This is a genomic window from Microvirgula aerodenitrificans DSM 15089, assembly GCF_000620105.1.
GTDB classification, from domain to species: Bacteria; Pseudomonadota; Gammaproteobacteria; order Burkholderiales; family Aquaspirillaceae; genus Microvirgula; species Microvirgula aerodenitrificans.
On record NZ_JHVK01000022.1, the window covers coordinates 1 to 25,816 of the forward strand.

Here is a 25,816-nt window from a genome sequence, read left to right on the forward strand (position 1 = left end):
GCCAGCAGCGCGGCATCAGCCTTCTGCAGCAGCGGTCGCAGCAGATCGACGATCTTGCGTGCGCCTTCGACATTGGCGTGGAAGTCCCACAGGTCGGTATGGCTGTAGCGATCTTCCTCGCCACTGATCTTGGTCGCCGCCACTTCTTCGATCAGACCGGCCGCACCGCCGACCATCTTCGCCGGCGGAATGCTCAGTGACTTGATCCGCGTCTGCAGTTCCACCGTGTCCGCCACCAGCTTGTCGGCCAGCTTGTCCAGCCCCCTGGTGCTGTTGTCGGCAAACAGGGCTTTCTCCAGCCGGTGGAAGCCGGTGAAGTTCGGGTCGCTGGCCTTGTCCTTGAAGTCGTCTTCGCGCACGTCAATGGCGGTGTCCAGGTCAGAGAACAGTTCCGCAATCGGTTCGATCCGCTCGTAGTGGCGACGGGTCGGCGCGTACAGCGCCCGGGCTTCCTCCAGCTTGCCGGCCTTGATCGCGTCGGCAAAGCGCTGTGTCTGCTTGACCAGTTCATCCACTTCCGCACTCACGTACAGCTTGTAGTCGGCGACCGGGCCGACCAGTTGCTCGGCAAAGTCCGGTGCCGCCGGGGCAGCCGTGCTGGCGGCAGGGCTTGCCGCTGGCGGTTCGGTTTTCTGGCAGGCGGTCAGCGCGGCCAGCATGCACAGGGCCGACAGTTTCATCAGGTGGCGATGCGCCATGGTTTCAGATCCTTTGTGGATAAACGGGAGAATGATCAATGGGTACGGGGGGCCAGCGCGGGCTGTCCCCGGCCAGCCAGGAACAGGTACAGCGACGGCAGCAGGAACAGCAGCCAGGCCAGGGCTTCGCCAACGGTCGGCGTGTCGTTGTAGCCGAACAGGCCGGCGAGAATGACGCCGAACGGACTGTCGGCCGGCAACGCCAGGCTCAGGTCGAACACGACGGTCTGCAGCTGATTCCAGACCCCAGCCTCATGCAGCGCCTTGACGGCGCCGGCGAGCAGGCCGGCCGCCACGAACAGGATGAACACGCCGGTCCAGCGGAAGAAACGGCGCAGATCCAGGCGAATACCGCCCTGATAGATGCCGATTCCCAGCGCCACGGCGACGGCCAGCCCCAGCATCGCGCCCAGCGGTGCTGCCAGACCAACCTCCTGTTGCTGGAATGCCGCCAGCAGGAAGAACACCGACTCCAGCCCTTCGCGGGCGACGGCAAAGAACACCATGCCGACCAGCGCATAGGCCTGGCCATTGCCCTTGTTCAGCGCGGCATCGATCGAATCGTGCAGATGGGCCTTGATCGAGCGGGCCGCCTGCTTCATCCAGAACACCATCGAGGTCAGGATGCCGACGGCAACCAGGGCGACCACCGCCTCGAACAGCTCCTGCTGCTTCTGCGGAAACTCGCTCTGGGTGGCTTCGATCAGAAAGCCGAGCGCCAGACTCAGCACGCAGGCGAGAACCACGCCGGCCCAGACCGCAGGCATCTGCTTGCGCTGGCCGGACTGCCTCAGGTAACTGGCGATGATGCCGACGATCAGCGCCGCCTCCATTCCCTCGCGCAGCATGATGAGAAACGGCACCAGCATGTTCTGTCCCCTCGCCCGGCGGCCCGACCGCCCGAAAATGTGAAAATGCACAATTTGCGTAATGCAAATCATTATCTATTGCAGACAAGGATATCCAATTACTGGATAAAAGTGTCAGCGTCGTGGACACTTTTTTCTGCCATGCCGGTGAGGCATGACGAAAGAGGCGGGATTATGCGTCGAGGAAGGCGCGCCGGGCCTGCGACACGATGCCGCAGACCCGGCGGAGGGGCGGGTCGACGGCAGGGGAATCGACGGGCGCAGACTGGTGCGCTGCGCGGCCTCCCACAGATCACGCTGCACTTGCAGCCGCAGCCAGAAACCGGAAGAAGTGCCCTGTGCTTCGGCCAGGCGCAGGTCCATGTCGGCAGCCAGCGCCGCATGCCCGTGCAGGATGCGGGACAGCATCACCCGGCTGATGCCGATGTGTGCGGCAAAAGCGCTCTGGCTCATCCCGAGGCCTTCAAGCCAGCCGGACAGGATCCCGCCCGGGTTGCAAAAGGGGAAACCACGCCCCGCCCGCAATTGAGAATGAATCCCGAAAACCGCCCGGCATGACGAAGAACTAGCACACGAATGCTGCACTTATATAAAAATGCAGTTCAGAATCACTGAAATTTGCTCTTTTTTGCTTCCGGCATGCCAGCGCGCAGGTATGCTGCAGTCGGTGACGGTCTTGTAAGCATTAGAGACTGTGTTTGCACGCGCCGACACTCGTATCGGCATGCGGCTCACCCGGTCGTCGTCCCGACAGAGACGACCGCGACACATCCAGAAAATGATTCGCTTTCTATCCAGGGGTAATCAGATGCAGAAGTACGATGCGGTCTATCCGATCGACCGCCCTGACGTTGCGATTGAAGAGAAACTGAAAAGAAACCTGAGTAACCGGCACATTCAGTTGATTGCAATCGGCGGCGCGATCGGAACCGGGCTGTTCATGGGATCGGGCAAGACCATCAGCCTGGCCGGACCTTCCATCCTGTTCGTGTACATGATCATTGGCGTGATGCTGTTCTTCGTGATGAGGGCCATGGGCGAATTGCTCCTGTCCAATCTGAACTACCGCTCATTCATTGATTTCTCGGCGGACCTGCTCGGTCCGTGGGCCGGCTTCTTCACCGGCTGGACTTACTGGTTCTGCTGGGTCGTCACCGGCGTGGCCGACGTGATCGCCATCTCCGCCTACATGCAGTTCTGGTTCCCGGAACTCGCGCCCTGGATTCCCTCCGTCCTGTGCGTACTCTTGCTGCTCGGACTCAACCTGCTGACGGTCAAGCTGTTCGGTGAAATCGAGTTCTGGTTCGCACTGATCAAGATCATCGCCATTGTCGCCCTGGTCGGCACCGGCCTGTTCATGATCGTCACCGGCTTCACCTCCCCGTCCGGTTCGGTCGCCTCGCTGCACCACCTGTGGGACGACGGCGGCATGTTCCCGATGGGCATCAGCGGTTTCTTCGCCGGCTTCCAGATCGCCGTGTTCGCCTTTGTCGGCATCGAGCTGGTCGGTACCACCGCCGCCGAGACCAAGGACCCGGAAAAGAACCTGCCGCGAGCCATCAACTCGATCCCGGTCCGCATCATCATCTTCTATGTGTTCTCGCTGATCGCCATCATGTCGGTCACGCCGTGGCGCTCGGTGGTGGCCAACAAGAGCCCGTTCGTCGAGCTGTTCATGCTGGCCGGCATTCCGGCCGCCGCTGCCCTGATCAACTTCGTCGTACTGTCCTCGGCCTCGTCGTCGGCCAACAGCGGCGTGTTCTCCACCAGCCGCATGCTGTTCGGTCTGGCGCGCGGCAAGCTGGCACCGAAAGCCTTCGGCCAGCTGTCGTCCAGCGCGGTGCCGGCCAACGGCCTGCTGTTCTCGTGCCTGTGTCTGCTGGTCGGCGCCCTGCTGGTCTATGTGGTGCCTGACCTGATCGAAGCGTTCACGCTGATCACTACCGTCTCGGCGGTACTGTTCATGTTCGTCTGGTCGATGATTCTGGCCTCGTACATCGTCTACCGGAAAAAGCGCCCGGCGCTGCACGAGAAGTCGCTGTACAAGATGCCCGGCGGCGTCATCATGTGCTACGTGTGCCTGGCGTTCTTCGCCTTCGTGCTGGTGCTGCTGAGCCTGGAAGCCGACACCCGGATGGCGCTGATGGCCACCCCGCTGTGGTTCGTCTGGCTGGCGCTCGGCTACTTCGGCGTGTTCCGCAAGGAAATCGCCGAACGCCGTCCCGGCATGCACTAAGCCCGCACCCGGATGACAATCCCCGGCGCCATTGCTGGCGCCGGGGATTTTTGCTGCCCGTCGTCTAGACCGAGCGGGTCAGTCCGCCGTCGATGCGCAGGTTCTGCCCGGTCAGATAGGCAGCCTCGTCGGACACCAGCAGCGAGATCAGCGCCGCCACCTCCTCGACCCGCCCGCCGCGTCCCATCGGAATGCGCCCGAGCACGGCCTCGGGGACCGGCAGGCTGTCGATATAGCCGGGCAGCACATTGTTGATGCGGATATTGTCGGCCGCGTAGCGGTCGGCAACCAGCTTGGTCCACGACGCCAGGCCCGCGCGGAACACGCTCGATACCGGAAACGCCGGATCCGGCTCAAAGGCGGCAAAGCTGGAGATATTGACGATGGCCCCGCTGCGCTGGCGCTGCATGACCGGCACCACCAGCCGCGCGGCGCGCACCACATTGAGCAGATAGACGTCCAGTCCGCGATGCCAGTCGTCGTCGCCGAGCGCCAGCACCGCGCCGCGCGGACCATGGCCGGCACTGTTGACCAGCGCATCGATCCGCCCCCAGCGCGCCAGCGTCAGATCCACCAGCCGCTGCAGGTCTTCATTCGACTGGTTCGATCCGGTCACGCCAATCCCGCCCAGTTCGGCAGCCAGCGCCTCGCCCTTGCCCGACGACGACAGGATGGCCAGCCGGAAGCCCTCGCCCGCCAGCCGCCGTGCCGCCGCCGCTCCCATGCCGCTGCCACCTGCCGTGATGATTGCTACTTTCTGTTCCGCCATGATGTTTTCCTTTCGCTGCACAAACCCTAATATGGCGGGCGCCATGCCATGGCGACAAACCAGAATTCAAACACCCTGACAGTAGAAAAACTGCAGCCATGAAAAAATGGGGTCCCCGCGCCGGCCACCTGCCGACACTGAATCACCTGCTCGCCTTCGAGACCGCCGCGCGGCTGGGCAGCTTCCGTGCCGCCGCCGATGCGCTGCACGTCACCCAGGGCGCGGTCGCCCAGCAGGTGCGGGCACTGGAAGCCGAGCTCGGCCGCCCGCTGTTCCACCGCCTGCCGCGCGGTCTCGCGTTGACCGACTGCGGCGACGAGTACGCGAGCCGGACCCGCTTCGCGCTGGAAATCCTCGAAGCCGCCACACGCGAATTCACCGCCGGCCCCGACCGGCACCCGCCCGGACAGGTTCTGGTCAGCACCACGCCGTCGATCGCCAGCCGCTGGCTGATCCCGCGCCTGGAGCGCATTTCGGCCGCCGTGCCGGCCGGCAGCGTGGTCATCGACGCCTCGGACCAGCTGCGGCCGCTGCACGGCGACGGCCGGGTCGATATCGCCATCCGCTGGGGCACACCGCCCTTTGCCGAGGGCACGGCCCGCTTCCTGCTGCCCGGCCGGGCCATTCTGGTTTGCGCACCGGCACTGGCCGGCCATGCCGACTGGCAAAACGCAGACGATCTGGCCGGCATCCCGCTGATCTCCGACACGCACCGGCACTGGTCGCGCTGGTTCGCCCGCCACGGCCGGGCCGACATGCCCGTCACCGGCCCGAGCTTTTCCCAGACCCTGCACGCCATCGAGGCAGCCGAACGCGGCCTCGGCGTCGCCATCGTGCCGGCACCACTGGTCGACAGCGCGCTGCGCGATGGCCGGCTGGTGCGGGTACTGGGCGAGCAGTACGCACTGGACAGCGACGCCGGCTTCTATCTGCTGACCGCCGATCCGCCCGGCAGCGGCGTCATGGCGGTTGCAGACCGGCTGCTGGCCGAAGCCGCAGCGCCCTCGCAGGCATGATGCGCACGTTCACATCCGGAAACATCTTTTACCGGTCATGAGCTACGCTGTAGTGAATACAGCGGTATATCATCAAAATCTGATCAAACAACAACGCCAGAGGACAATTCATGCGACGCTTGCTGCCCGTCTTGCTGCTTTCCGCCTTCACCGTACCGGCCCTGGCCGCAGAACCGGCCAGGGGGCCGCTCGTCAGCCTGACCACCAGTGCCCAGCGCCTGGTGGCCAACGATGTCGCCCAGGCCACCCTGTATGTCGAAACCTCGGGCAGCGATGCCGGCAAGGTCGCCGCCCACCTCGACCAGGTAACCGACGCCGCACTGAAAACCGCCAAGCGCCACGACAAGGTCAAGGTCGAGAGCGGCAACCGCAACAGCTGGCCGCTCTATGACAAGAACAACAAGCAGACCGGCTGGCGCGGCCGTGCCGAGTTGCGGCTGGAAAGCCGTGACGTCGCGGCGCTGTCGAAGCTGATTTCGGCCCTGTCGCCGGAACTGCAGTTCGCCGGTCTGAGCTTCTCGGTCTCGCCGCAGGCACGTGACAGCGCCGAAAATGCCCTGATTCCGGAAGCGCTGACCGCCTTCAAGGCCAGGGCCGAGATTGCCGCCCGGGCACTGGGCTATCGCAACTACCGCGTGGTCGAAGTCAGCCTGAACAGTGGCGGCGGCTTCCGCCCGGTCGCCTATCGCGCCAAGGCGATGTCGGCCGCCGTCATGGCGGATGCGGCCGGCCCGGAGATGGCCAGCGGCGAAAGCGAGCTGACCGTCAGCGCCCAGGGCCAGATCGAATTGCTGCCGTAAAACGCGGCCCGGACAGGCGCGCCGACGCGCGGCAGACCACGCGAAGTCGCGCCTGAGCGGTTCTGGCTCTACAATGGCCTCAACGTTTTATTGCCAGTACCTTTATATCCTTCGACGAGAACCATGAAACTCTTTGCTTCGCTGACCAGCCCCTATGCCCGCAAGGTGCGTATCGCCCTGCTGGAAAAACGCATTGACTGCCAACTGGAAGTCATCAATCCGTGGGACGACAGTGTGGCGCTGAAGGGAATCAATCCGTTGGGGAAGGTGCCCACGCTGCTGCTGGACGACGGCACCGTGCTGTACGACTCGCGCGTCATCGTCGAGTATCTGGACGCCCTGTCGCCGGTCAGCAAACTGCTGCCGGGCGACACGCGCGGGCTGATGCAGGTCAAGCGCTGGCAGGCGCTGGCCGACGGCATCCTCGATGCCGGCACGGCGGTGTTCCACGAACGCAAGCGCCCCGCCACCGAGCAGAGCGACAGTGCGGCACGCCGCCAGTACGGCAAGATCGAATCCGGCCTCGAGGCCCTGTCGCTCGAACTGGCCGACCGGCCCTGGTGTTACGGCAACGGGATGACGCTGGCGGACATCTCCGTCGGCGCCTGTCTCGGCTGGCTCAGCCTGCGTCTGCCGGAACTGGAATGGCGCACGCGCTACCCGAATCTGGAATTGCTGTTCGACAAGCTGGAAACCCGGCAGAGCTTTATCGATACCGTGCCGCCGGTCGTCTGACCCCTTTCCGACCGCACGGCCGGACCCAGGCCCACCGCGTTACCGCCGGTGGGCTTTTTTGCGCGCCGTCGCTGCAAGTCCATTGTCGTACTTTGTTGTCGCATGACAAGATACGCGGATGACATCGAAACGAAGCGAGTTCCTTGCCGGCGCCAGGACGCTCATGCCCTTGTTGCTGGGCGTCTGGCCATTCGGCATGATCTATGGCGTGCTGGCGCTGGAGTCCGGTCTGACTGCCTGGCAGGCACAGGCAATGAGCGCCCTGGTCTTTGCCGGCAGCTCGCAGATCGTCCTCAGCCAGATGCTGGCCAGCCAGGCGCCGCTGGCGGTGATCTTCGTCACCATCGCCATCGTCAACCTGCGCCATGTGCTGTACAGCGCCTCGCTGGCGCCCGGCCTGCGCACGCTCGGCCCCGGCTGGAAGGCGCTGCTCGCCTATCTGCTGACGGATGAAGCCTACGCGGTCACCGTCAACCGCATGAATGCCGCCCGGTCGTCACCACACCGGCACTGGTTCCTGTTCGGTGCCGGGCTGACGCTGTGGACCGCCTGGCAGTTGTCGACGCTGGCCGGACTGGCGCTGGGCAGCGAAATCCCGCCCGAATGGGGGCTGGACTTTGCCATCCCGCTGACCTTTATCGCGCTGGTGGTCCCGGCCGCGCACGACCGTGCCGACTGGACCGCCGTCATCATCGCCGGCATTGCCGCCGTCACGCTGTATGCCCTGCCGTTCAAGCTGGCGCTGATCGTCGCCACGCTGCTCGGCATTGTCGGCGGGGTCTGGATGACACGGAGGGCGGCGCGATGAACATGTTGCTGCTGTTCGCCGCCCTGGGGGCCATCACCTTCCTGCTGCGCCTGTCGTTTATCGGTCTGCTCGGCCAGCGCAGGATTCCGCCGGCGCTGCAGATTGCGCTGCGCTTCGTCCCGCTGGCCATCCTGACTGCCATCACCGTGCCGGAAATCGTCATGCAGGACGGCCGGCTGATCACCTCGCTGGCCGAACCGAAACTGGTCGCCGGCGTGGTGGCCGTACTGGTCGCCGCCAGAACGCGCAAGATCCTGCCGACGCTGGCCGCCGGCATGGCCACGCTGTGGCTGGCGCGCTGGGTGTTGCAATCCGTTTCCTGACGCAAAAACGCCTCCGCAATGCGGAGGCGTTCTGGTCAGGGATGCAGCGCAATCAGTAGCGGTAGTGAGCCGGCTTGTACGGGCCGCTCTTGTCCACACCGATATAGGCAGCCTGCTCGTCCGACAGCACGGTCAGGTTCGCGCCGATGCGTTCCAGGTGCAGGCGGGCGACCTTTTCGTCCAGGTGCTTCGGCAGCACATAGACCTGCTTGCCGTACTGTTCGCCGTGCTGGAAGATTTCCATCTGCGCGAGCACCTGGTTGGTGAAGCTGTTGCTCATCACGAAACTCGGGTGACCGGTCGCGCAACCGAGGTTCACCAGGCGGCCTTCGGCCAGCAGGATGATGCGCTTGCCGTCCGGGAACACGATATGGTCGACCTGCGGCTTGATGTTGTCCCAGGTGTACTGGCGCAGGCTGGCGACTTCGATTTCGCTGTCGAAGTGGCCGATGTTGCAGACGATGGCATTGTTGCGCATCCGCTTCATGTGATCGTGGGTGATCACGCCGACGTTGCCGGTGGTGGTGACGAAAATGTCGCCCTGGGCGCAGGCATCGTCCATGGTGACGACGCGGTAGCCTTCCATCGCCGCCTGCAGCGCGCAGATCGGATCGATTTCCGTGACCCACACCGTGGCGCCGAGACCGCGCAGGCTCTGGGCGCAACCCTTGCCCACGTCACCGTAGCCGAGCACCACGGCGACCTTGCCGGCGATCATCACGTCGGTGGCGCGCTTGATGCCGTCGACCAGGCTTTCGCGGCAGCCGTACAGGTTGTCGAACTTGGACTTGGTCACCGAGTCGTTGACGTTGAAGGCCGGGAACGGCAGGCGGCCGTCCTTTTCCATCTGGTACAGGCGATGCACGCCGGTGGTGGTTTCTTCGGTCACGCCGCGGATGGCGGCCAGGCGCTTCGAGTACCAGCCCGGGTCGATTTCCAGGTGAGCGGCGATCGAGGCGAACAGCGAGGTTTCCTCTTCGTTGCCCGGCCTGGCGATCACGCTGCGGTCCTGTTCGGCCTTGGCGCCGAGCACCAGCAGCAGCGTGGCGTCGCCGCCGTCGTCGAGAATCATGTTCGCCGGCTGACCTTCCGGCCATTCGAAGATGCGGTGCGCGTAGTCCCAGTACTCGTCCAGCGATTCACCCTTGAAGGCGAACACCGGGATGCCGGCGGCAGCGATGGCGGCTGCGGCCTGGTCCTGGGTCGAGAAGATGTTGCACGAGGCCCAGCGCACTTCGGCGCCCAGCGCGATCAGCGTTTCGATCAGCACGCCGGTCTGGATGGTCATGTGCAGCGAGCCGGCAATGCGTGCGCCCTTCAGCGGCTTGCTGTCGCCGTATTCGGCGCGCAGAGCCATCAGGCCGGGCATTTCGGTTTCGGCGATCGACAGTTCCTTGCGGCCCCAGGCCGCGAGGGAGAGGTCAGCAACCAGGTAATCAGTGAATTTGTCAGCCACAGCGTTCATGTCAGTTTCCTGTACGGTGCGACCGGGAGGATGCGGCTCACCCGCACTCCCGCAGCCACGGGGGTTAGGCAAGCGCCGTTGAATCATGACCGAGCCTGGGACGGGGCACCCCGCCTTGCAGCGCTTCTCGGCAAGCGACGGATTATACAGGCAGGAAAAAGGAAACGGCGACCATGAGGTCGCCGTTTCTGCAGATCTGCTGCCCGTCGGTCAGACTTTGCCGAAGACCAGCGTACCGTTGGTGCCGCCAAAACCGAACGAGTTCGAAATTGCCACGTCGATCTTCATGTCGCGCGCGACATTGGGCACGTAGTCGAGGTCGCAGCCGTGTTCGTAATCCTGCTCGAACAGGTTGATGGTCGGCGGGGCGATCTGGTTATGCAGCGCCAGGATCGAATACACCGCCTCGACGCCACCGGCGCCACCCAGCAGGTGGCCGGTCATCGACTTGGTCGAGTTGACGGCCAGTTTGCTTGCGTGATCGCCGAACGCCAGCTTCAGCGCCTCGGTTTCATTGGCATCCCCCAGCGGGGTCGACGTGCCGTGCGCGTTCACGTAATCGACTTCGTCCGGGTTCAGGCCGGCATCTTTCAGCGCGTTCTTCACGCCACGGGCCGGGCCCTCGGCGCTCGGCGCGGTGATGTGATGCGCGTCCGAGCTCATGCCGAAGCCCTTCAGCTCGGCATAGATCTTTGCGCCGCGGCGCACTGCGTGCTCGTACTCTTCCAGCACGATGACACCGGCGCCCTCGCCCATGACGAAACCGTCACGGCCGGTATCCCACGGCCGCGAGGCGGTCGCCGGGTCGTCGTTGCGGGTCGACAGCGCCTTCATGGCGGCAAAGCCGCCGATGCCCAGGCGGGTGATCGCCCCTTCGGCACCACCGGCCACCATGATGTCGGCGTCGCCGTACTGGATCAGCCGCGAGGCATCACCGATGCAGTGAGCGCCGGTCGTGCAGGCGGAGACGATGCCGTATGACGGTCCCTGGAAACCCTTGATGATCGACACGTGGCCGGCAATCAGGTTGACCAGCGAGCCGGGAATGAAGAACGGGCCGATCTTGCGCGGACCGCCTTCCATCAGTGCGACACCGGTTTCCTCGATCAGCGGCAGGCCGCCGATGCCGGAACCGATATTGACCCCGACGCGCGTGCGGTCGAGGTCCGGGATGTCTTCAATTCCGGCATCAGCGACAGCCTGGAAAGCGGCGGCGATGCCGTAATGGATGAACACATCCATGCGGCGCGCGTCTTTCGGCGTGATGTAGTCGCTGATGTTGAAATCCTTCACCTCGCCGGCGATCTGGCATGCCATGTCGCTGGCGTCGAAGCGCGTGATGCGGGTGATGCCCGAACGGCCGGCCACGAGGTTGGCCCAGCCGGTCGCGACGTCGTTACCGAGCGGACTGACATGTCCCAGACCGGTGATGACTACTCTGCGTCGAGCCAAGATGAACTCCTTGAATAGAGGAATGCCGGGCGCAGGCACAGGCCCGCGCACCCGCAGCAGCCCGGAAACGTTTTCCGGCCTGCCGGTCGCCGACGCCGCCGTGTCGCCACGCCGTCAAACGACCGTTTGCAGATCCCCAACTGCAAAAGACCCCTGCACAGACGGACAATCCGCGGCAGAGGTCTCCAGGATCAAGCCAAATTACTTGGGCAGGTGTGCCGACACGTAATCGATGGCTTGCTGAACCGTCGTGATCTTTTCGGCGTCTTCGTCCGGGATCTCGCATTCGAATTCTTCTTCGAGTGCCATCACCAGTTCCACCGTGTCGAGCGAGTCAGCGCCCAGATCGTCAACGAACGAGGAATCGTTCTTCACTTCGGCTTCGTTAACGCCGAGTTGTTCAGCGACGATTTTCTTGACACGCTGTTCGATGTTTTCCATTTGGTCTTACCTATGCCTTTCGGAGCGGGTGGTAAACAAAAACCGCGCCATTCTACCAAAAAAAATTTAGAGCAAAATACCTAAATCAACAGAGGTCAAATGTTGTCATCTTCCGACAACTTCAGTACAACATCCGGGATCTGGTACCCATTTCGACAAAATCCTGCCAATTGCCTTACGGCATCAGCATTCCGCCGTTCACATGAAGCGTCTGACCGGTGATGTATCCGGCCCGGTCCGACGCCAGAAATTCGACTGCATCGGCAATGTCCTGCACGCCGCCAAGGCGCCCCAGCGCGATCTGCTGCTCGAGCGCTTCACGCTGTGCCTGCGGCAGGTCGCGGGTCATGTCGGTCTCGATAAAGCCCGGTGCCACGCAGTTGACCGTGATGCCGCGGCTGCCGACTTCGCGCGCCAGCGACTTCGAGAAGCCCATGATCGCCGCCTTGGCCGCCGCATAGTTGCACTGGCCGGCATTGCCCATCGAGCCCACCACCGAGGCGATGCTGATGATGCGGCCCCAGCGGGCCTTCATCATACCCCTGAGCACCGCTTTCGAGAGCCGGTAAACCGACTTCAGGTTGGTATCCATGATCGCGTCCCAGTCGTCGTCCTTCATCCGCATCAGCAACTGGTCACGCGTAATCCCGGCATTATTGACGAGAATCGTCAGAGGTCCATACGTTTCTTCAACAAATTTGATCAGACGGTCGACGGCTTCGCCGCCCTGATTGCTGTTGAACTCGTAGCCCTGGCCCTGGCCGATCGCCTGCAGCCGCTCGCTGATCGCCGCCGCGCCGGACTCGGAAGTGGCGGTCCCCACCACGATGGCGCCCTGACGGGCCAGGGTGTCGGCGATGGCGGCGCCAATGCCGCGCGACGCACCGGTCACCAGCGCAATTTTGCCTTGCAGCGTCATGTCATTCGTCTCCATGAGGAATATCGGGGATCAGGCCAGTTCGGCCAGGGCGGCGTCCAGCGCAGCGCCGTCGGTCAGCGCCAGCGTCTTCACCCGTGCATCGATGCGCTTGCCCAGACCGGTCAGCACCTTGCCCGGACCGCACTCGGCCTGCAGCACCAGACCGGCTTCGGCCAGCGCACGCACGGTATCGGTCCAGCGCACCGGCTTGTACAGCTGAAGAGTCAGTGCGGTGCGGATGCCGTCGGCGTCGTCATGGCTGGCGACGTCGACATTGTGCAGCACGCGGATTGCCGGCGCCGCGATGGCGATGTCGGCCAGCGCCGCGGCCAGCCGCTCTGCGGCCGGCGCCATCAGCGCACAGTGCGACGGCACCGATACCGGCAGCAGCAGCGCGCGCTTCGCGCCCTTGTCCTTGCACGCGGCGCAGGCGCGCTCGACTGCCGCCTTGTCGCCGGCAATCACCAGCTGGCCCGGCGAGTTGAAGTTGACCGCCTCGACCACCTGCCCCTGCGCGGCCTCCGCGCAGGCCGCCACCACGTCAGCGTCATCCAGGCCGAGAATGGCCGCCATGGCGCCGCTGCCTTCCGGCACGGCGCCCTGCATGGCTTCGGCGCGCAGACGCACCAGGCGCACCGCGTCGGCAAAGGCCAGACTGCCGGCGGCGACCAGCGCCGAGTATTCGCCAAGGCTGTGCCCGGCCACGGCAGCCGGACGCTGACCACCGGCGGCCAGCCAGGCGCGCCAGATGGCGACACCGGCCGCCAGCATCAGCGGCTGGGTATTGACGGTCTGGTTGATCGCTTCGGCCGATTCGGCCTGCAGCATCGCCCACAGATCGAGTCCGAGCGCATCGCCCGCCTCGTCGAAAGTGGTACGCACAACGGGATGGCCGGCAAAGCCGTCCATCATTTTCAGGCTCTGCGAGCCCTGTCCGGGAAAGACAAACGCGAAGGCCATGACGGGTCTCCTCATTGCAAAATCAGCAGATTGACGGGGATCATCCGCCGCACGCCGGCAACAGGGTGCAAACGTACGCTTGAACGGACTTCCCCCAAACGCCCGACGGCGCCGAAGCGCATGGCTTCCGGCGCCGTCGGGCGGGGAATGGTCATCGGGATGACGTCACCCGATGCTCAGTACTGCACCAGGGCCGAGCCCCAGGCAAAGCCGCCGCCGATGCCTTCCAGCAGCAGCAGCTGGCCGCGCTGGATGCGGCCGTCACGGATCGCCGTGTCCAGTGCCAGCGGTACCGAAGCGGCCGACGTGTTCGCCTGCCCCGGCAGCGTGACCACGACCTTGTCCATGCTCATGTGCAAGTGCTTGGCGGTGGACTCGATGATGCGCAGGTTGGCCTGGTGCGGCACCAGCCAGTCGAGGTCTTCCTTGGCCTTTCCGGCCTCGGCCAGCGTCTGCACCGCCAGTTCGGACAGCGCCTTGACGGCGAACTTGAACACTGCCTGGCCATCCATGTGCACGTAGGCATTGCCGATCAGGGCCCCCTGCTCCGGATGCGCCGGCACTTTCAGGATGTCCTTGTAGCGGCCATCGGAATGCAGACGGGTCGCCAGCACACCGGCCTCGTCGGAGGCACCAAGCACCACGGCACCGGCACCGTCACCGAACAGCACACAGGTGCGGCGATCGCTCCAGTCGAGCAGCCGGGTCATCGCCTCGGCGCCAACCACCAGCACCTTGCGCGCCATGCCGGCACGGATGTACGCATTCGCAGTGGCGAACGCGAACATGAAGCCGGCGCACACGGCCTGCACGTCGAATGCCGGGATACCCGGCAGACCAAGCTTTTCCTGCAGGATCACCGCCGTGCCGGGGAAAATCATGTCCGGCGTGGTGGTAGCGACAATGATCATGTCCAGTTCGGACGCCTCGATGCCGGCCGACGCAATCGCGCGACGCGACGCTTCCAGCGCCAGGTCACTGGTGGCCTGTTCCGGGGCGATCAGATGCCGTTCACGAATGCCGGTACGGGAGACGATCCACTCGTCAGTGGTGTCGACGCGGGCGGCGAGATCGGCATTGGTCAATACCGTATCGGGCAGGTAGCCGCCAGTGCCGAGAATCCGGGCGTAGCGCATGAGAATGGGTTTCTCCGTCTTGTTCAGATTTTGGGGCTGGCCGCCGCCGCAGCGTCGATTCGGGCCAGTTGCTGCCCCACGTGCTCGCTGGTGTGGCGCACGACGTCGGCACGCACCTCGTCGATCGCCTGTTCCAGCGCGCAGCGAAAACCGAGGCTGTCGGTCCCGCCGTGGCTCTTGACCACAATGCCGCGCAAACCGACCAGGCTCGCCCCGTTGTATCGGCGGGAGTCTACCCGTTTCTTGAAGCGGTTGAGCACCGGCAATGCGGCCAGTGCACACAAGCGGGTCAGCAGATTGCGGGTGAATTCCTCCTTCAGGAAGGTCGCCACCATGTGGGCGAGTCCTTCGGAAGTTTTCAGGGCGACATTGCCGGTAAAGCCGTCGGTCACCACCACATCGACACTGCCGTGATAGATATCGTTGCCTTCGACGTTGCCGACGAAGTTGAGGCCGGAATGTCGCAGCAGCTCCGCCGCCTGTTTGACGTTGTCGCTGCCCTTGATCTCTTCCGAGCCGATATTCAGCAGCCCGACGGTCGGATTCGGCTTCTTCATCACGCCTTCGACCAGCATCGCACCCATGATGCCGAACTGCAGCAGCTGTTCCGGCGTGCAGTCGACGTTGGCGCCAAGGTCCAGCACGCAGGTGGTGCCGTTCATCGACGGCAGCATCTTGGCGATGGCCGGACGATCAATGCCGGGGATGGTTTTCAGGACGAAACGCGCGGTGGCCATCAGGGCACCGGTATTGCCGGCCGACACGATCGCCTGGGCAACCCCGTCCTTGACCAGGTTGATGGCGACCCGCATCGACGAGTCTTTCTTGTTCTTCAGCGCGGATTGCGGTGAATCGTCCATGCCGACCACTTCCGTGGCGGGATGGATGGTCAACTGCTCACCCGGCGCTCGGCCAAGGCGTTTCAGTTCGGATTCGATAAGGTCGGGGAGTCCGACCAGGATGAGCTTGACGTCGGGATGGCGGTCAAGAAAGGCGAGCGAAGCGGGTACGGTCACGCCGACCCCGACGTCCCCCCCCATCGCGTCGACAGCTACGGTGAGAGTCATGCTGTTCCGGGAAAAGTTGAAGCCGTGCGGCATCACGACCCGGCTTGCCGGCATAACGCTGGCATAAAGGCGGTGCCGGAGTTCGCCTCCGCGGCACGGAAACGGGAATGCGGCGAAAGCGCCGCATTCCTGTCTGCAATCCTGACTGCGCAACGCACGGTCAGGAAGCTCGGGCGCCACGAACCGGCGGAGCCGGCGTGACGCACGGGGCGAATCACTCGCCCTTGGTCTTCACCACTTTGCGACCACGGTAGAAGCCGTTCGGGCTGATGTGGTGACGCAGGTGCACTTCGCCGGTCGACGGTTCGATCGCGGTGTTCGGCGCGGTCAGGAAATCGTGGGCGCGATGCATGCCGCGCTTGGACGGGGATTTTTTGTTCTGTTGGACAGCCATGGTGACTCCTTCGATTCGGGTTCAGTCGGGCTTGCGCTTCAGCGCAGCAAGCACCGCAAACGGGTTGGGTTTGTCGGCCTTGGCCTTCTCGATCGCGTCGGGACGGCAGTCGTCGTGGCGCGGTGCGAGCGGCAAGCCCAGCAAAACTTCATCTTCGATCAATGCCAGCACGTCGAGTTCTTCCTCGGCCAGAATGCCGTCGAGGTCTTCATCCTCGTCGCAAGCAGCTTCGAGCCGTTCTTCGTCGGTAAACTGGGTAATCAGCGTATCGGCGTCGATCCGGTGCGGCAGCGGTTCCAGGCAACGCTGGCAGGCCAGCATCACGTCTCCGCTGACTTTCAGACGCAAGGTCGGGCGATGCAGCCGGTCGACATGACCGGACACCGACCACGACAGCACGCCGTCACGGCTCGCCAGCGCATCGGCCAGACGCGGCAGATCCGCCACCGCGATATCGCGGGTGCTGATTTCGCGCCGTTCACGGGCGAAGTCGAGGCTATTGATCAAAATGGGTTGAGACATAAACGGCGAATGATATTATCCACCTCTTCCCCTGTCAAAAGAAAACGACGTCGATTCATGCGTTTGGTTCTTGCCTCCACCTCGCGTTTTCGCCGCGAGATCCTGTCCCGTCTCGGTCTGCCGTTCGAGGCCATCGCGCCCGATTGCGACGAGACGCCGCTGCCCGGCGAAACCGCCGTGGCGACCGCCTGCCGGCTGGCACGGCAGAAGGCCGAATCGCTGCGCGCCGCCTGTCCGGACGCACTGATCATCGGTTCGGACCAGGTCGCGCTGCTCGACGGTCGCCAGCTCGGCAAGCCGGGTACCGTCGCCCATGCGGTCGACATGCTGAAGCAGACCCGGGGCCGGGCGCTGACCTTTCATACCGCGCTGTCGCTGATCAACACTGCCAGCGGCCGGGTGCAGGAACAGGTCGACATCACGACCGTACGCATGCGCGACGCCAGCGACGCCCAGATTGCCGCCTATCTGGCGCGCGAACCGGAAGCGGTCCATTGCGCCGGCGGCTGCATGAGCGAGGCGCTCGGCGGCGCCCTGATCGAGCGCATCGAGTCGACCGACCCGAACGCCCTGGTCGGCCTGCCGCTGTTCGCGCTGGTCACCCTGCTGAAGAACGAAGGTGTCGAGGTTCTGTAACGATGGCGACGCTATTCCTGATTCCGACCCCGCTTGGCGACCTGCCGGTGGAAAACTGGGTGATTCCGGCCCAGCGCGAGCGCATCCGCCACCTGACCCGTTTCGTGGTCGAAGCGGCCAAGACCGCGCGCAAGCACCTGAAGCAGCTTGAACTCGACACGCCACTGCAGGCGCTGGCACTGGACGAGCTGAACGAACACACCCCGGCTGACGCGCTGGAGCGGCTGATTGCACCGCTGGAAGCCGGCCATGACGTCGGCCTGCTGTCCGAGGCCGGCTGCCCGGCCGTCGCCGACCCGGGCGCGAACCTGGTCCGGCTCGCCCATGCCCGCGGCCACACCGTCGAACCGCTGGTCGGCCCGTCGTCGATCCTGCTGTCGCTGATGGCGTCCGGCAGCCAGGGTCAGCGTTTCGCCTTTCACGGCTATCTGCCGGTCGGCGAGGCCGAACGGCTGGCGGCGATCCGCGCGCTGGAGAAACACTCGCGCGAAGCCGACAGCGCCGAAATCTTCATCGAGACGCCGTACCGCAATCCGCAGCTGATCGACGCGTTGCTGGCGACACTGGCGCCGGCAACACAGCTGACGGTCGCCTGCGATCTGACGCTGCCGACGCAGACCATCGTCAGCCGCCGCGCGGCCGAGTGGCCGGCGATCGCCGCCGAGTTCAAGAAGCGCCCGGCGATCTTCGTGCTGTACGCCGGCGCAGACCGACGCTAAGTCCCTGCCTGTGAGGCTTTAGTCTACAATCCGTCAACGGTGCGATCTCGCGCCGTTTTTTCATGTCCGAAAGGTTTTCCCGTCATGCATCTCGACCGCTTTTTCGCCCCTTGCCCGCGCGGGCTCGAGGCCGTGCTCTCCGACGAACTGGTCGCGCTGGGCGCGCAGGATGTCGCGCCGACCGACGGCGGAGTCGGTTTCAGCGGCAGTTTCGACACCATGATGACGGTCAACCTGCACTCGCGCATCGCCAGCCGCGTGCTGTGGCGCGTCGGTGGCGGCCGCTACCGTGACGAACGCGACCTGTACCAGCTGGCGCGCCAGGTCGACTGGCCGCAGTACTTCGACGTGTCGCGCACCATCAAGGTCAAGACCGATGCGGTGAAAAGCCCGGTCAAGAGCATCGACTTCGTGTCGCTGACCATCAAGGACGCCGTCTGTGACGTGTTCCGCGAACGCGGCGGCGAGCGGCCGAGTGTGGACACCCACACGCCGGACATGCGCATCCACGTCTTCCTGTCCGGCTCTGACGCTGCGCTGTACCTGGACACCTCCGGCGAGCCGCTGTTCAAGCGCGGCTGGCGCATCGCCACCGGTGACGCCCCGCTGCGCGAGAACCTGGCCGCCGGCATTCTGCGCCTGACCGGCTGGACCCCGGACGTCCCGCTGCTCGATCCGATGTGCGGCAGCGGCACCTTCCTGGTCGAAGCGGCGATGATTGCACTGGACTGGGCGCCGGGCGCCTGCCGCCACTTCGCCTTCGAAAAACTGTCCGGCTTCCGCCCGGCCGCCTGGCAGCAGATCACCGATGCTGCCATCGCCCGCGAAAAGCAGGCCCGGCCGCTGCCGCTGTTCGGCATCGACCGCGACCCGGCCGCACTGGCCGCCGCCCGGCAGAACCTGGCCCATATCCAGCTCGACGACTGCATCACGCTCAGCGACGGCGATTTCCTCGACAGCCATGCGCCGGCCGCCGGCGGCGTCATCGTCAGCAATCCGCCGTATGGCGTGCGGCTGGATGAAATGGACCGGCTGGCCCTGCTCTATCCGCAACTCGGCCACTGGCTGAAGCGCGAAATGGCCGGCTGGACCGCCTATCTGCTGACCGCCGACCTGCGACTGGCGAAGATGATCCGGCTGTCGCCGTCCCGGCGCACGCCGCTGCGCAATGGCGCGCTCGACTGCCGGCTGTTCGAATTCCGCATGATCTCGGGCAGCAACCGGCCGGCCTGAGCGCCCCCCCATGCAGCATGTCCTGCATCAATATCAGCAAAGCCTGACATTGCTTCTGCCCCCGGGGTGGTCGACGATGAGGATCGTTTCCATCGATCCGCATCAGGAGCCGCCCCATGTCCGTTCGCCGTTTCAGCTGCACCGTTGTCGTCACCGCACTGGCGCTTGCCGGTCTCGCGCAGGCCACGCTGGCCTGCACTACCATCATCGCCGGCAAGAACGCGACGGCCGACGGCTCAATCCTCGTCGCCCGCCTCGAGGACTACACCTTCAACAACCACGCCAAGCACTTCGTGGTGGTGCCCCGGGTCGAGCACAAGGCCGGCGACATGCTGTCGTTCGACAATGGCGTGCGCGTGCCGGCGCCGGCCGTATCGCAGCGCTATACCGCGATGCGCGACTGGAACGGTGCCCAGTTCGGCGCCGGCGGCCAGTGGAGCGAATTCGGCAGCAACGAAGCCGGCGTGGTGCTGTCCGCCACCAACAGCACCGAACAGAATGAGCGCGCGGCCAAAGCCGCACCGCTGGTCGCCGATGGCGGCGGCGTGGTCGAGGCCATCCTGCCCGACCTGATCCTGCCGCAGGCGCGCAGCGCCCGCGAGGCGGTCGCCCTGCTCGGCCGCTATGTCGAAACGCTCGGTGCCGGCGAAACCAACGGCATCGAAATCGCCGACGCCAGCGAGGCCTGGCTGTTCGAGATCGGCGGCGGCCACCAGTGGATTGCCGTCCGCGTGCCGGACGACGGCTATCTGACCATCGCCAATGGCATGCGCGTCCACGATGTCGACCTCGGCGACAGCCGCAACGTGCTGGCCAGCCCGGGGCTGGCGGCCTTCGTCAGCGAACACAAGCTGCTGGACCGGGTCGACCCGCAGCGCTTCAACTTCGCGAAAGCGTTCGGCAAGATCGGCGACAGCTATAACGTCGACCGCGAATGGCTGGTGCAATCGCGGCTGACGCCGTCGAGCAAACAGCCGGTGCGTCAGGCCCAGTATCCGTTCTATACCCGCGCCGACCGCAAGATCGACGTCGCGACCGTGGCCTCCATCCTGCGCACTGCCGACTATGCCGGCACACCGCTGGACAAGCGCAAGCCGGCGGCCGGCAGCACCCAGCGCCCGATCGCCGTCGACCGCAACGTCGAGGCGCACATCATCCAGGTCCGGCCGGACATGCCGAAGGAACTGCAGGTGTTGTCATGGCAGTCGATGGGCAATGTCCGCGATGCCGTGTTCCTGCCGTTCTACCTCGGCGCCATGCAGAGCACGCCGCAGGTGTTCCGTCAGGGCAATGACGACTTCGACTCGCATTCGGCCTGGTGGACCTTCCGCAGTGTGTCGTCGCTGGCCAATGCCAATCCGGGCAAGTACCGCCCGCTGATCACCGGCTGGCGCGACCGGCTGGAGGCCAACCTGCGCGCCGCCCAGCCCGCGACCGACGCGATGCTGAAATCGCTGTACGGCCAGAACCGCGAGCTGGCGATCAACTATGCGCAACGACTCGGCAACGGCACCGCCCTGTACGCGCTGGACCAGGCGCGCGAACTGCGCGACACGCTGATGACCGACCTGACCAAGTCCACCGAGCTGAAGTACACCCCGGCCGAGCTGGACAAGATCAAGGGCCTGTAACAAGCAACACGGCGCGGACAACGGCGGTCGATGTCATAATCAGCCCTTCGTCACCGTCCTGCCGCGCCGTGGAACCCACTTTCGTCTCCGCCACCATCCTGCTGATCCTGATCACTGATCCGCTCGGCAACATCCCGCTGTTTCTGGCCGCGCTGGAGCGGGTGTCGCCGGCGCGACGCCACCGCATCATCGCCCGCGAGTGCGGCATCGCCTTTGTCGTGCTGTTGCTGTTCCTGTTTTTCGGCAAACCGTTCCTGCGCGTGCTGCACCTGACCGACGAGTCGCTGAAGATCGCCGGCGGTGTGGTGCTGTTCCTGATCGCGCTGCGCATGATCTTCCCGTCGCCGTCCGGCAGCCTGTTCGGCCGCACCGACGGCGACAGCGAGCCGTTCATCGTCCCGATCGCCATTCCGCTGATCGCCGGGCCGTCGGCCATGGCCACGGTCATGCTGATGGCGACCAACGATCCGTCGCGCATGCTGGAGTGGTCGCTTGCCGTCGCCATCAGCATTGCCGTCACCTATGTCGTGTTCCTGTTCGCCGGTCAGTTGCAGCGCCGGCTCGGCAAGCCGGTCATCACCGCACTAGAGCGGCTGATGGGCCTGGTGCTGATCGCGGTATCGATCGAGATGCTGCTGTCCGGTCTTGCCGCCTACTGGAAAAACCTGAACTGATCCCCCCGACATGATTTCGCGTCCGCACACCACACGACTGTCCGCCGTTCTGGCGCTGGCCCTCGCGCTGACCGCCTGCGGGCAAAAGGCCCCCGATGCCAGACCGGCGGCCCGACCGGCACTGACCCTGTCGGCCGTCGATGTCCGCCGCGCCCAGTCCGGTCGGGTCGACGATGCCGTGCCGGTTACCGGCCCGATCAGCGCCCGCATGCAGACCACCCTGGCCGCCGAGCTGGAGGGCACGGTCACCGCGATCCATGTCCGCGAAGGCGAGGCGGTGAAGAAGGGCCAGTTGCTGGCCGAGATCGACCCGCGCACCGCCAGCCTGGAACTGGACGAAAAGACCGCACAACTGGCCGCCAACCGCGCCCGGCTCGACCTGGCGCGCAAGAAACTCCAGCGCCAGCGCGAACTGGCGGCACAGGGTTTCATTTCTCCGAACGCACTCGATGAGTTCGAGAGCGATTACCGCGTCAACGCCACCCAGCTCGCCGCACAGGAAAGCATTCTGGCCCGTGCGCGCAAGTCACTGGCCGACAGCCGCATCGTTGCGCCGTTCGACGGCGTGATCTACAAGCGCAGCGCCGAGGTCGGCCAGACCCTGCCGAAAAACGGCGAGCTGTTCGGTCTGGCCGCGCTGCGCGATCTCGAAGTCGCCGCCAGCGTGCCGGCACGCGATATCGAGCGCATCCGCCTGGGCCAGCGCGCGTCGCTGACGCTGGACAGCGGGCTGCGCTTCGATGGCCGCGTCACCCGCATCAACCCGGTCGCCGACAGCGGCACCCGCAGCTATACGGTATTCATCGCCGTCGACAACCGCGACGGCCGCATCTATCCGGGCCAGTATGCGCGCGGACGGCTGGTGATCGCCTCGGCCGACGCCACCGCCATCCTGCCGCTGACCGCCATTCGTGACCGCGACGGCAAGGCGCCATGGGTGATGACGCTGGAGGGCAAGCGCGCGGTCAAGCGGCCGGTAACAATCGGCCTGATCGACACCATCGACGGGCTGGCTGCCGTCAGCGGCCTGCCGGCCAATGCGGTCGCCATCTACGACCACGTGCTCGGCGTCAGACCAGGCGACACCGTCGCCCTGATCCGCTAGTGGTCCCTTCCCCCTTTCTTGCCGAGCGCCCGCCATGTGGTTGACCCGCGTCAGCATCCGCAATCCCTATCTGGCCGCCATGGTGATGCTGGCCATCACCGTGCTCGGCCTGTTCGCCTACAACCGGCTGTCGGTCGAGGAGTTTCCCGACATCCGCTTCCCGATCGCGGTCATCAGCACGGTCTACACCGGCGCGTCGCCGACGGTGGTCGAAAGTGAAGTCACCCGGCCGATCGAGGAGGTGGTCAACACCGTCAGCGGGGTCAAGCACATCCGCTCGTACTCGTTCGAGGGCAGCTCGACGGTGGTGGTGGAGTTCGAACTGTCGGTCGACCCGGTCACCGCGCTGCAGGACGTGCGCGACAAGGTGTCGAGCATCGCCGGGCGCTTTCGCCGCGAGATCGACCCGCCGACGGTCAGCCAGGTCGATCCGAACGACAATCCGGTCATGACGCTGGCCGTCTCGTCGACCAGTGCCGACGCCACCACGCTGTCAACGCTGGCCGACCAGCTGATCAAGAAGCGGCTGCAGCAGGTCATCGGCGTCGGTTCGGTCAACGTGATCGGCCAGATCAAGCGCGAGATCCGCATCGACATCGATCCGGACCGGCTGCGTACCTTCGGCCTGGCCGCCAGTGACGTAGTCGACGCGCTGGCCGGCGACAACAAGGATGTCCCGGCCGGCCGGGTCTCCGAACGAGGCCAGGACGTCAGCGTGCGTCTCGACGGCAAGCTGCGCCAGGTCGACGATTTCAACCGCGTGATCATCACCAGCCGCAATGGCCGCGCCATCACCCTCGGCGATGTCGCCACCGTGCGCGACGGCTCGGCCGACTACCAGAATCTGGCGCTGATCAACGGCAAGCGCGCGCTGTCGATCGAACTGACCGCCGCGCGCGGCGCCAACGTGGTCGCCACGGCGGACGGCGTCAACAAGGCCCTGACCGCGCTCCGTCCGCAACTGCCGCCCGGCACCGAGATCAAGGTGCTGTCGAACACCGCCGAGCAGGTGCGCCGCTCGCTGGCCAATGTGCGCTCGACGCTGATCGAGGGCGCGATCCTGACCGTGATCATCGTCTGGCTGTTCCTCGGCTCCTGGCGCAGCACGGTGATTACCGGCCTGACGCTGCCGATCTCGCTGATCGGCACGCTGTTCGCCGTCGCCGTCTCCGGCTTCACCCTCAACGTCATGACGCTGATGGCACTGTCGCTGTCGATCGGCCTGCTGATCGACGACGCCATCGTCGTGCGCGAGAACATCGTCCGCCACGCCAATATGGGCAAGGATCACTACCGCGCCGCGCTGGAAGGCACCGAGGAAATCGGCCTGGCGGTGCTGGCCACCACGCTGACCGTGGTCGCCGTGTTCCTGCCGGTCGGTTTCATGAGCGGCATCATCGGCAAGTTCTTCCAGCAGTTCGGCCTGACCGTCGCCGTGGCGGTGATGATCTCGCTGTTCGTCAGCTTCACCCTCGACCCGATGCTGTCGTCGGTCTGGCCCGATCCGCATCATCATGGCGACAAGCATCGCGGCGGCATCATCGGCCGCATGCTGGACTGGTTCGAGAACTCGCTCGACCGGCTGTCCGCCCGCTATGGCGCCGCCATCGGCTGGTCGCTGGAACACCGCAAGACCACACTGGCCGCCGCACTGGGACTGCTGGTCGGCAGCTTCCTGCTGGTGCCGGTGATCGGTGCCGAATTCGTGCCGAAGAGCGACAACGACCGCTTCAGCATCAGCATCAAGACCGCACCGGGCGCCACGCTCGAATACACCGAGGCCAAGGCGCGCGACATCGAGACCCGGCTGCGCAAGTACCCGGAAGTGCGCGACGTCTACATCAATGTCGGCGGTGGCTTCGGCGAGGGACGCAACCAGGCCACGCTGCGCGTGTACACCTCGCCGAAACACGAGCGCAAGCGCTCGATCTTCGACCTGTTCCCGCTGGTCCGCGCCGATGTGCAGCAGATCGGTGGCGTCCAGCTGGAGAACGTGGCCGAGGAAGGCGGGCCGGGCGGCGGGCAGAAACCGGTACGCATCGGCGTGCGCGGCGGCGACTTCAGCGTGCTCGAACGCGTGGCCGGCCACCTGGCCGAACGGATTGCCGCCGTGCCGAACGTGACCGACGTCGAAAGCAGCGTCCAGGACCGCAACCCGTCGTACAACTATCAGGTCGACCGCCAGGCGGCTTCGACGCTCGGCATCGATCCGGCCCGCATCGGCAATACACTGGCCGTGCTGTTCTCCGGCCAGGTTGCCACCACCTGGGAGGCGCCGGACGGGGAAAACTACGATGTCCGGGTGCAGATTCCCGAAGCCCGCCGCGACACGGCGCTGCTCGACACCCTGACCGTTGCCGCCACCCGGCGCAGCGACGACGGCAACGCCCACATGGTGCCGCTGTCGGCGGTGGCGACGCGGGTCCCGGGCACCACGCCGCAGCGGGTGGAACGCTACGACCAGGCGCGCGAGGTCACGGTGACCGCCAACATCATCGGCGGCGACGCGCAGGCCGCCTACTCGGCCATCCAGGCCATCCTGGCCGATACCCGGCTGCCGGCCGGTTATTACACCGACTTCGGCGGCACCCAGCAGGACATGGCCGACTCGTTCGGCTATGCACTGCAGGCGCTGGCCATCGGCGTGATCTTCATCTACATGATCCTGTGCGCGCAGTTCCGCAGCTTCCTGCAGCCGGTCGCGATCATGATGTCGCTGCCGCTGGCCTTTGTCGGCGTGTTCATCGCCCTGCTGCTGTGGCGCAGCACGCTGAACATGTTCTCGGTCATCGGCGTCATCATGCTGATGGGGCTGGCAGCCAAGAACGGCATCCTGCTGGTCGACTTCATCAATCATGCGCGCCGCGAGGGCATGGACAAGGTCGCGGCGATCCGCGAGGCCGGCCGGGTACGGCTGCGCCCGATCCTGATGACCAGTTTCGCCATGATCTTCGGCATGCTGCCGCTGGCACTGGCGGTCGACGCCGGCAGCGAAGTGCGCGCACCGATGGCGCATGCGGTGATCGGCGGCATGGTGACTTCGACCCTGCTGACACTGATCGTGGTACCGGTGGTCTACTTCTACCTGGACAGCCTCGGTGCCTGGGTCGCCGGCAAGCTGGGCGGCCGGCGAAAGCAGAAAGCGGCGTAAGCGCGCGGCGGCACGATAAAATTTAACTGGTCAAAGCCGCCGTTTGCACCAATGATC

Annotated in this window: 26 protein-coding genes, 1 pseudogene and 1 riboswitch; of the genes and pseudogenes, 13 read left to right on the forward strand and 14 right to left on the reverse strand. The window is 65.1% G+C overall.

Annotation, left to right across the window (positions count from 1 at the left end; genetic code table 11):
• The 3 genes and pseudogenes from efeO to Q352_RS22920 form a co-directional block, all read right to left on the reverse strand.
• Positions 1-566 (reverse strand): annotated as a pseudogene (gene efeO / locus Q352_RS21430) (iron uptake system protein EfeO); the annotation flags it as partial.
• A 167-nt stretch (positions 567-733) separates the two neighbouring features.
• The gene (gene efeU, locus Q352_RS21435) at positions 734-1,567 is read right to left on the reverse strand and encodes an iron uptake transporter permease EfeU (RefSeq protein ID WP_036386599.1); all 834 of its coding nucleotides are present in this window, start codon (positions 1,565-1,567) and stop codon (positions 734-736) included.
• Positions 1,568-1,681: 114 nt separating this feature from the next.
• Positions 1,682-2,152: a HigA family addiction module antitoxin gene (locus Q352_RS22920; RefSeq protein ID WP_255420187.1), complete on the reverse strand. Its 471-nt coding sequence runs from the start codon at positions 2,150-2,152 to the stop codon at positions 1,682-1,684.
• 223 nt (positions 2,153-2,375) lie between these two features.
• Here Q352_RS22920 and cycA point away from each other — a divergent pair, with 223 nt between their 5' ends.
• Positions 2,376-3,803, forward strand: a complete 1,428-nt coding sequence (gene cycA / locus Q352_RS0115235) for a D-serine/D-alanine/glycine transporter (RefSeq protein ID WP_028500082.1) — start codon at positions 2,376-2,378, stop codon at positions 3,801-3,803.
• Between the two features lie 64 nt (positions 3,804-3,867).
• Here the strand turns inward: cycA and Q352_RS0115240 are convergent, their stop codons facing one another.
• Positions 3,868-4,572, reverse strand: a complete 705-nt coding sequence (locus Q352_RS0115240; RefSeq protein WP_028500083.1) for an SDR family oxidoreductase — start codon at positions 4,570-4,572, stop codon at positions 3,868-3,870.
• 98 nt (positions 4,573-4,670) lie between these two features.
• On the opposite strand from Q352_RS0115240, the gene Q352_RS21445 reads away from it, so the two are divergent.
• The 5 genes from Q352_RS21445 (at position 4,671) to Q352_RS0115270 (ending at position 8,254) form a co-directional block, all read left to right on the forward strand.
• Entirely contained in the window at positions 4,671-5,588 is a 918-nt protein-coding gene (locus Q352_RS21445; protein WP_036386601.1) for a LysR substrate-binding domain-containing protein, read from the forward strand.
• Positions 5,589-5,698: 110 nt separating this feature from the next.
• Entirely contained in the window at positions 5,699-6,388 is a 690-nt protein-coding gene (locus tag Q352_RS0115250; protein ID WP_036386603.1) for an SIMPL domain-containing protein, read from the forward strand.
• A 123-nt stretch (positions 6,389-6,511) separates the two neighbouring features.
• A complete protein-coding gene (locus Q352_RS0115255; protein WP_028500085.1) occupies positions 6,512-7,123 on the forward strand; it encodes a glutathione S-transferase family protein in 612 nt (203 codons plus the stop codon).
• A 118-nt stretch (positions 7,124-7,241) separates the two neighbouring features.
• The gene (locus tag Q352_RS21450; RefSeq protein ID WP_036386605.1) at positions 7,242-7,931 is read left to right on the forward strand and encodes an AzlC family ABC transporter permease; all 690 of its coding nucleotides are present in this window, start codon (positions 7,242-7,244) and stop codon (positions 7,929-7,931) included.
• Complete coding sequence (locus Q352_RS0115270; protein ID WP_036386608.1) at positions 7,928-8,254, forward strand: AzlD domain-containing protein; 327 nt, start codon at positions 7,928-7,930, stop codon at positions 8,252-8,254. The genes Q352_RS21450 and Q352_RS0115270 overlap by 4 nt, the downstream gene beginning before the upstream one ends.
• A 52-nt stretch (positions 8,255-8,306) precedes the next feature.
• On the opposite strand, the gene ahcY is transcribed toward Q352_RS0115270, so the two are convergent.
• The 10 genes from ahcY to Q352_RS0115315 all read right to left on the reverse strand — a co-directional run bounded on the left by ahcY (position 8,307) and on the right by Q352_RS0115315 (position 16,610).
• Positions 8,307-9,719, reverse strand: a complete 1,413-nt coding sequence (ahcY, locus tag Q352_RS0115275; protein ID WP_028500086.1) for an adenosylhomocysteinase — start codon at positions 9,717-9,719, stop codon at positions 8,307-8,309.
• A gap of 63 nt (positions 9,720-9,782) precedes the next feature.
• A riboswitch (S-adenosyl-L-homocysteine riboswitch) is annotated at positions 9,783-9,854 on the reverse strand.
• 75 nt (positions 9,855-9,929) lie between these two features.
• Entirely contained in the window at positions 9,930-11,171 is a 1,242-nt protein-coding gene (gene fabF / locus Q352_RS0115280; protein WP_028500087.1) for a beta-ketoacyl-ACP synthase II, read from the reverse strand.
• A 201-nt stretch (positions 11,172-11,372) separates the two neighbouring features.
• Entirely contained in the window at positions 11,373-11,612 is a 240-nt protein-coding gene (acpP, locus tag Q352_RS0115285; RefSeq protein WP_028500088.1) for an acyl carrier protein, read from the reverse strand.
• A 175-nt stretch (positions 11,613-11,787) separates the two neighbouring features.
• Positions 11,788-12,546: a 3-oxoacyl-ACP reductase FabG gene (fabG, locus tag Q352_RS0115290; protein ID WP_028500089.1), complete on the reverse strand. Its 759-nt coding sequence runs from the start codon at positions 12,544-12,546 to the stop codon at positions 11,788-11,790.
• 15 nt (positions 12,547-12,561) lie between these two features.
• Positions 12,562-13,491, reverse strand: coding sequence for an ACP S-malonyltransferase (gene fabD / locus Q352_RS0115295; protein WP_028500090.1), 930 nt, complete (start codon positions 13,489-13,491; stop codon positions 12,562-12,564).
• Between the two features lie 11 nt (positions 13,492-13,502).
• Positions 13,503-13,646, reverse strand: a complete 144-nt coding sequence (locus tag Q352_RS23500) for a hypothetical protein (RefSeq protein ID WP_156952568.1) — start codon at positions 13,644-13,646, stop codon at positions 13,503-13,505.
• Between the two features lie 21 nt (positions 13,647-13,667).
• A complete protein-coding gene (locus Q352_RS0115300; protein WP_028500091.1) occupies positions 13,668-14,627 on the reverse strand; it encodes a beta-ketoacyl-ACP synthase III in 960 nt (319 codons plus the stop codon).
• Between the two features lie 23 nt (positions 14,628-14,650).
• Positions 14,651-15,694 (reverse strand): phosphate acyltransferase PlsX, encoded by a 1,044-nt coding sequence (plsX, locus tag Q352_RS0115305; protein WP_028500092.1) that lies wholly within the window; start codon positions 15,692-15,694, stop codon positions 14,651-14,653.
• A gap of 214 nt (positions 15,695-15,908) precedes the next feature.
• On the reverse strand, positions 15,909-16,088 hold the full coding sequence (gene rpmF, locus Q352_RS0115310; protein ID WP_028500093.1) for a 50S ribosomal protein L32: 180 nt from the start codon (positions 16,086-16,088) through the stop codon (positions 15,909-15,911).
• A gap of 21 nt (positions 16,089-16,109) precedes the next feature.
• Positions 16,110-16,610: a YceD family protein gene (locus Q352_RS0115315; RefSeq protein WP_028500094.1), complete on the reverse strand. Its 501-nt coding sequence runs from the start codon at positions 16,608-16,610 to the stop codon at positions 16,110-16,112.
• Between the two features lie 57 nt (positions 16,611-16,667).
• Here Q352_RS0115315 and Q352_RS0115320 point away from each other — a divergent pair, with 57 nt between their 5' ends.
• The 7 genes from Q352_RS0115320 to Q352_RS21455 all read left to right on the forward strand — a co-directional run bounded on the left by Q352_RS0115320 (position 16,668) and on the right by Q352_RS21455 (position 25,759).
• On the forward strand, positions 16,668-17,246 hold the full coding sequence (locus Q352_RS0115320; RefSeq protein WP_028500095.1) for a Maf family protein: 579 nt from the start codon (positions 16,668-16,670) through the stop codon (positions 17,244-17,246).
• 2 nt (positions 17,247-17,248) lie between these two features.
• Positions 17,249-17,965 carry an SAM-dependent methyltransferase gene (locus tag Q352_RS0115325; RefSeq protein ID WP_028500096.1) on the forward strand — a complete coding sequence of 239 codons (717 nt, stop codon included), beginning with the start codon at positions 17,249-17,251 and terminating at the stop codon, positions 17,963-17,965.
• An 84-nt stretch (positions 17,966-18,049) separates the two neighbouring features.
• Complete coding sequence (locus tag Q352_RS0115330) at positions 18,050-19,198, forward strand: THUMP domain-containing class I SAM-dependent RNA methyltransferase (protein WP_028500097.1); 1,149 nt, start codon at positions 18,050-18,052, stop codon at positions 19,196-19,198.
• A 116-nt stretch (positions 19,199-19,314) separates the two neighbouring features.
• A complete protein-coding gene (locus tag Q352_RS0115335; RefSeq protein WP_028500098.1) occupies positions 19,315-20,829 on the forward strand; it encodes a C69 family dipeptidase in 1,515 nt (504 codons plus the stop codon).
• Between the two features lie 68 nt (positions 20,830-20,897).
• Positions 20,898-21,503, forward strand: coding sequence for a MarC family protein (locus Q352_RS0115340; protein ID WP_028500099.1), 606 nt, complete (start codon positions 20,898-20,900; stop codon positions 21,501-21,503).
• A 10-nt stretch (positions 21,504-21,513) separates the two neighbouring features.
• Positions 21,514-22,608 carry an efflux RND transporter periplasmic adaptor subunit gene (locus tag Q352_RS0115345; RefSeq protein WP_051529011.1) on the forward strand — a complete coding sequence of 365 codons (1,095 nt, stop codon included), beginning with the start codon at positions 21,514-21,516 and terminating at the stop codon, positions 22,606-22,608.
• 34 nt (positions 22,609-22,642) lie between these two features.
• A complete protein-coding gene (locus Q352_RS21455; RefSeq protein WP_036386610.1) occupies positions 22,643-25,759 on the forward strand; it encodes an efflux RND transporter permease subunit in 3,117 nt (1,038 codons plus the stop codon).
• Positions 25,760-25,816: the final 57 nt, after the last annotated feature.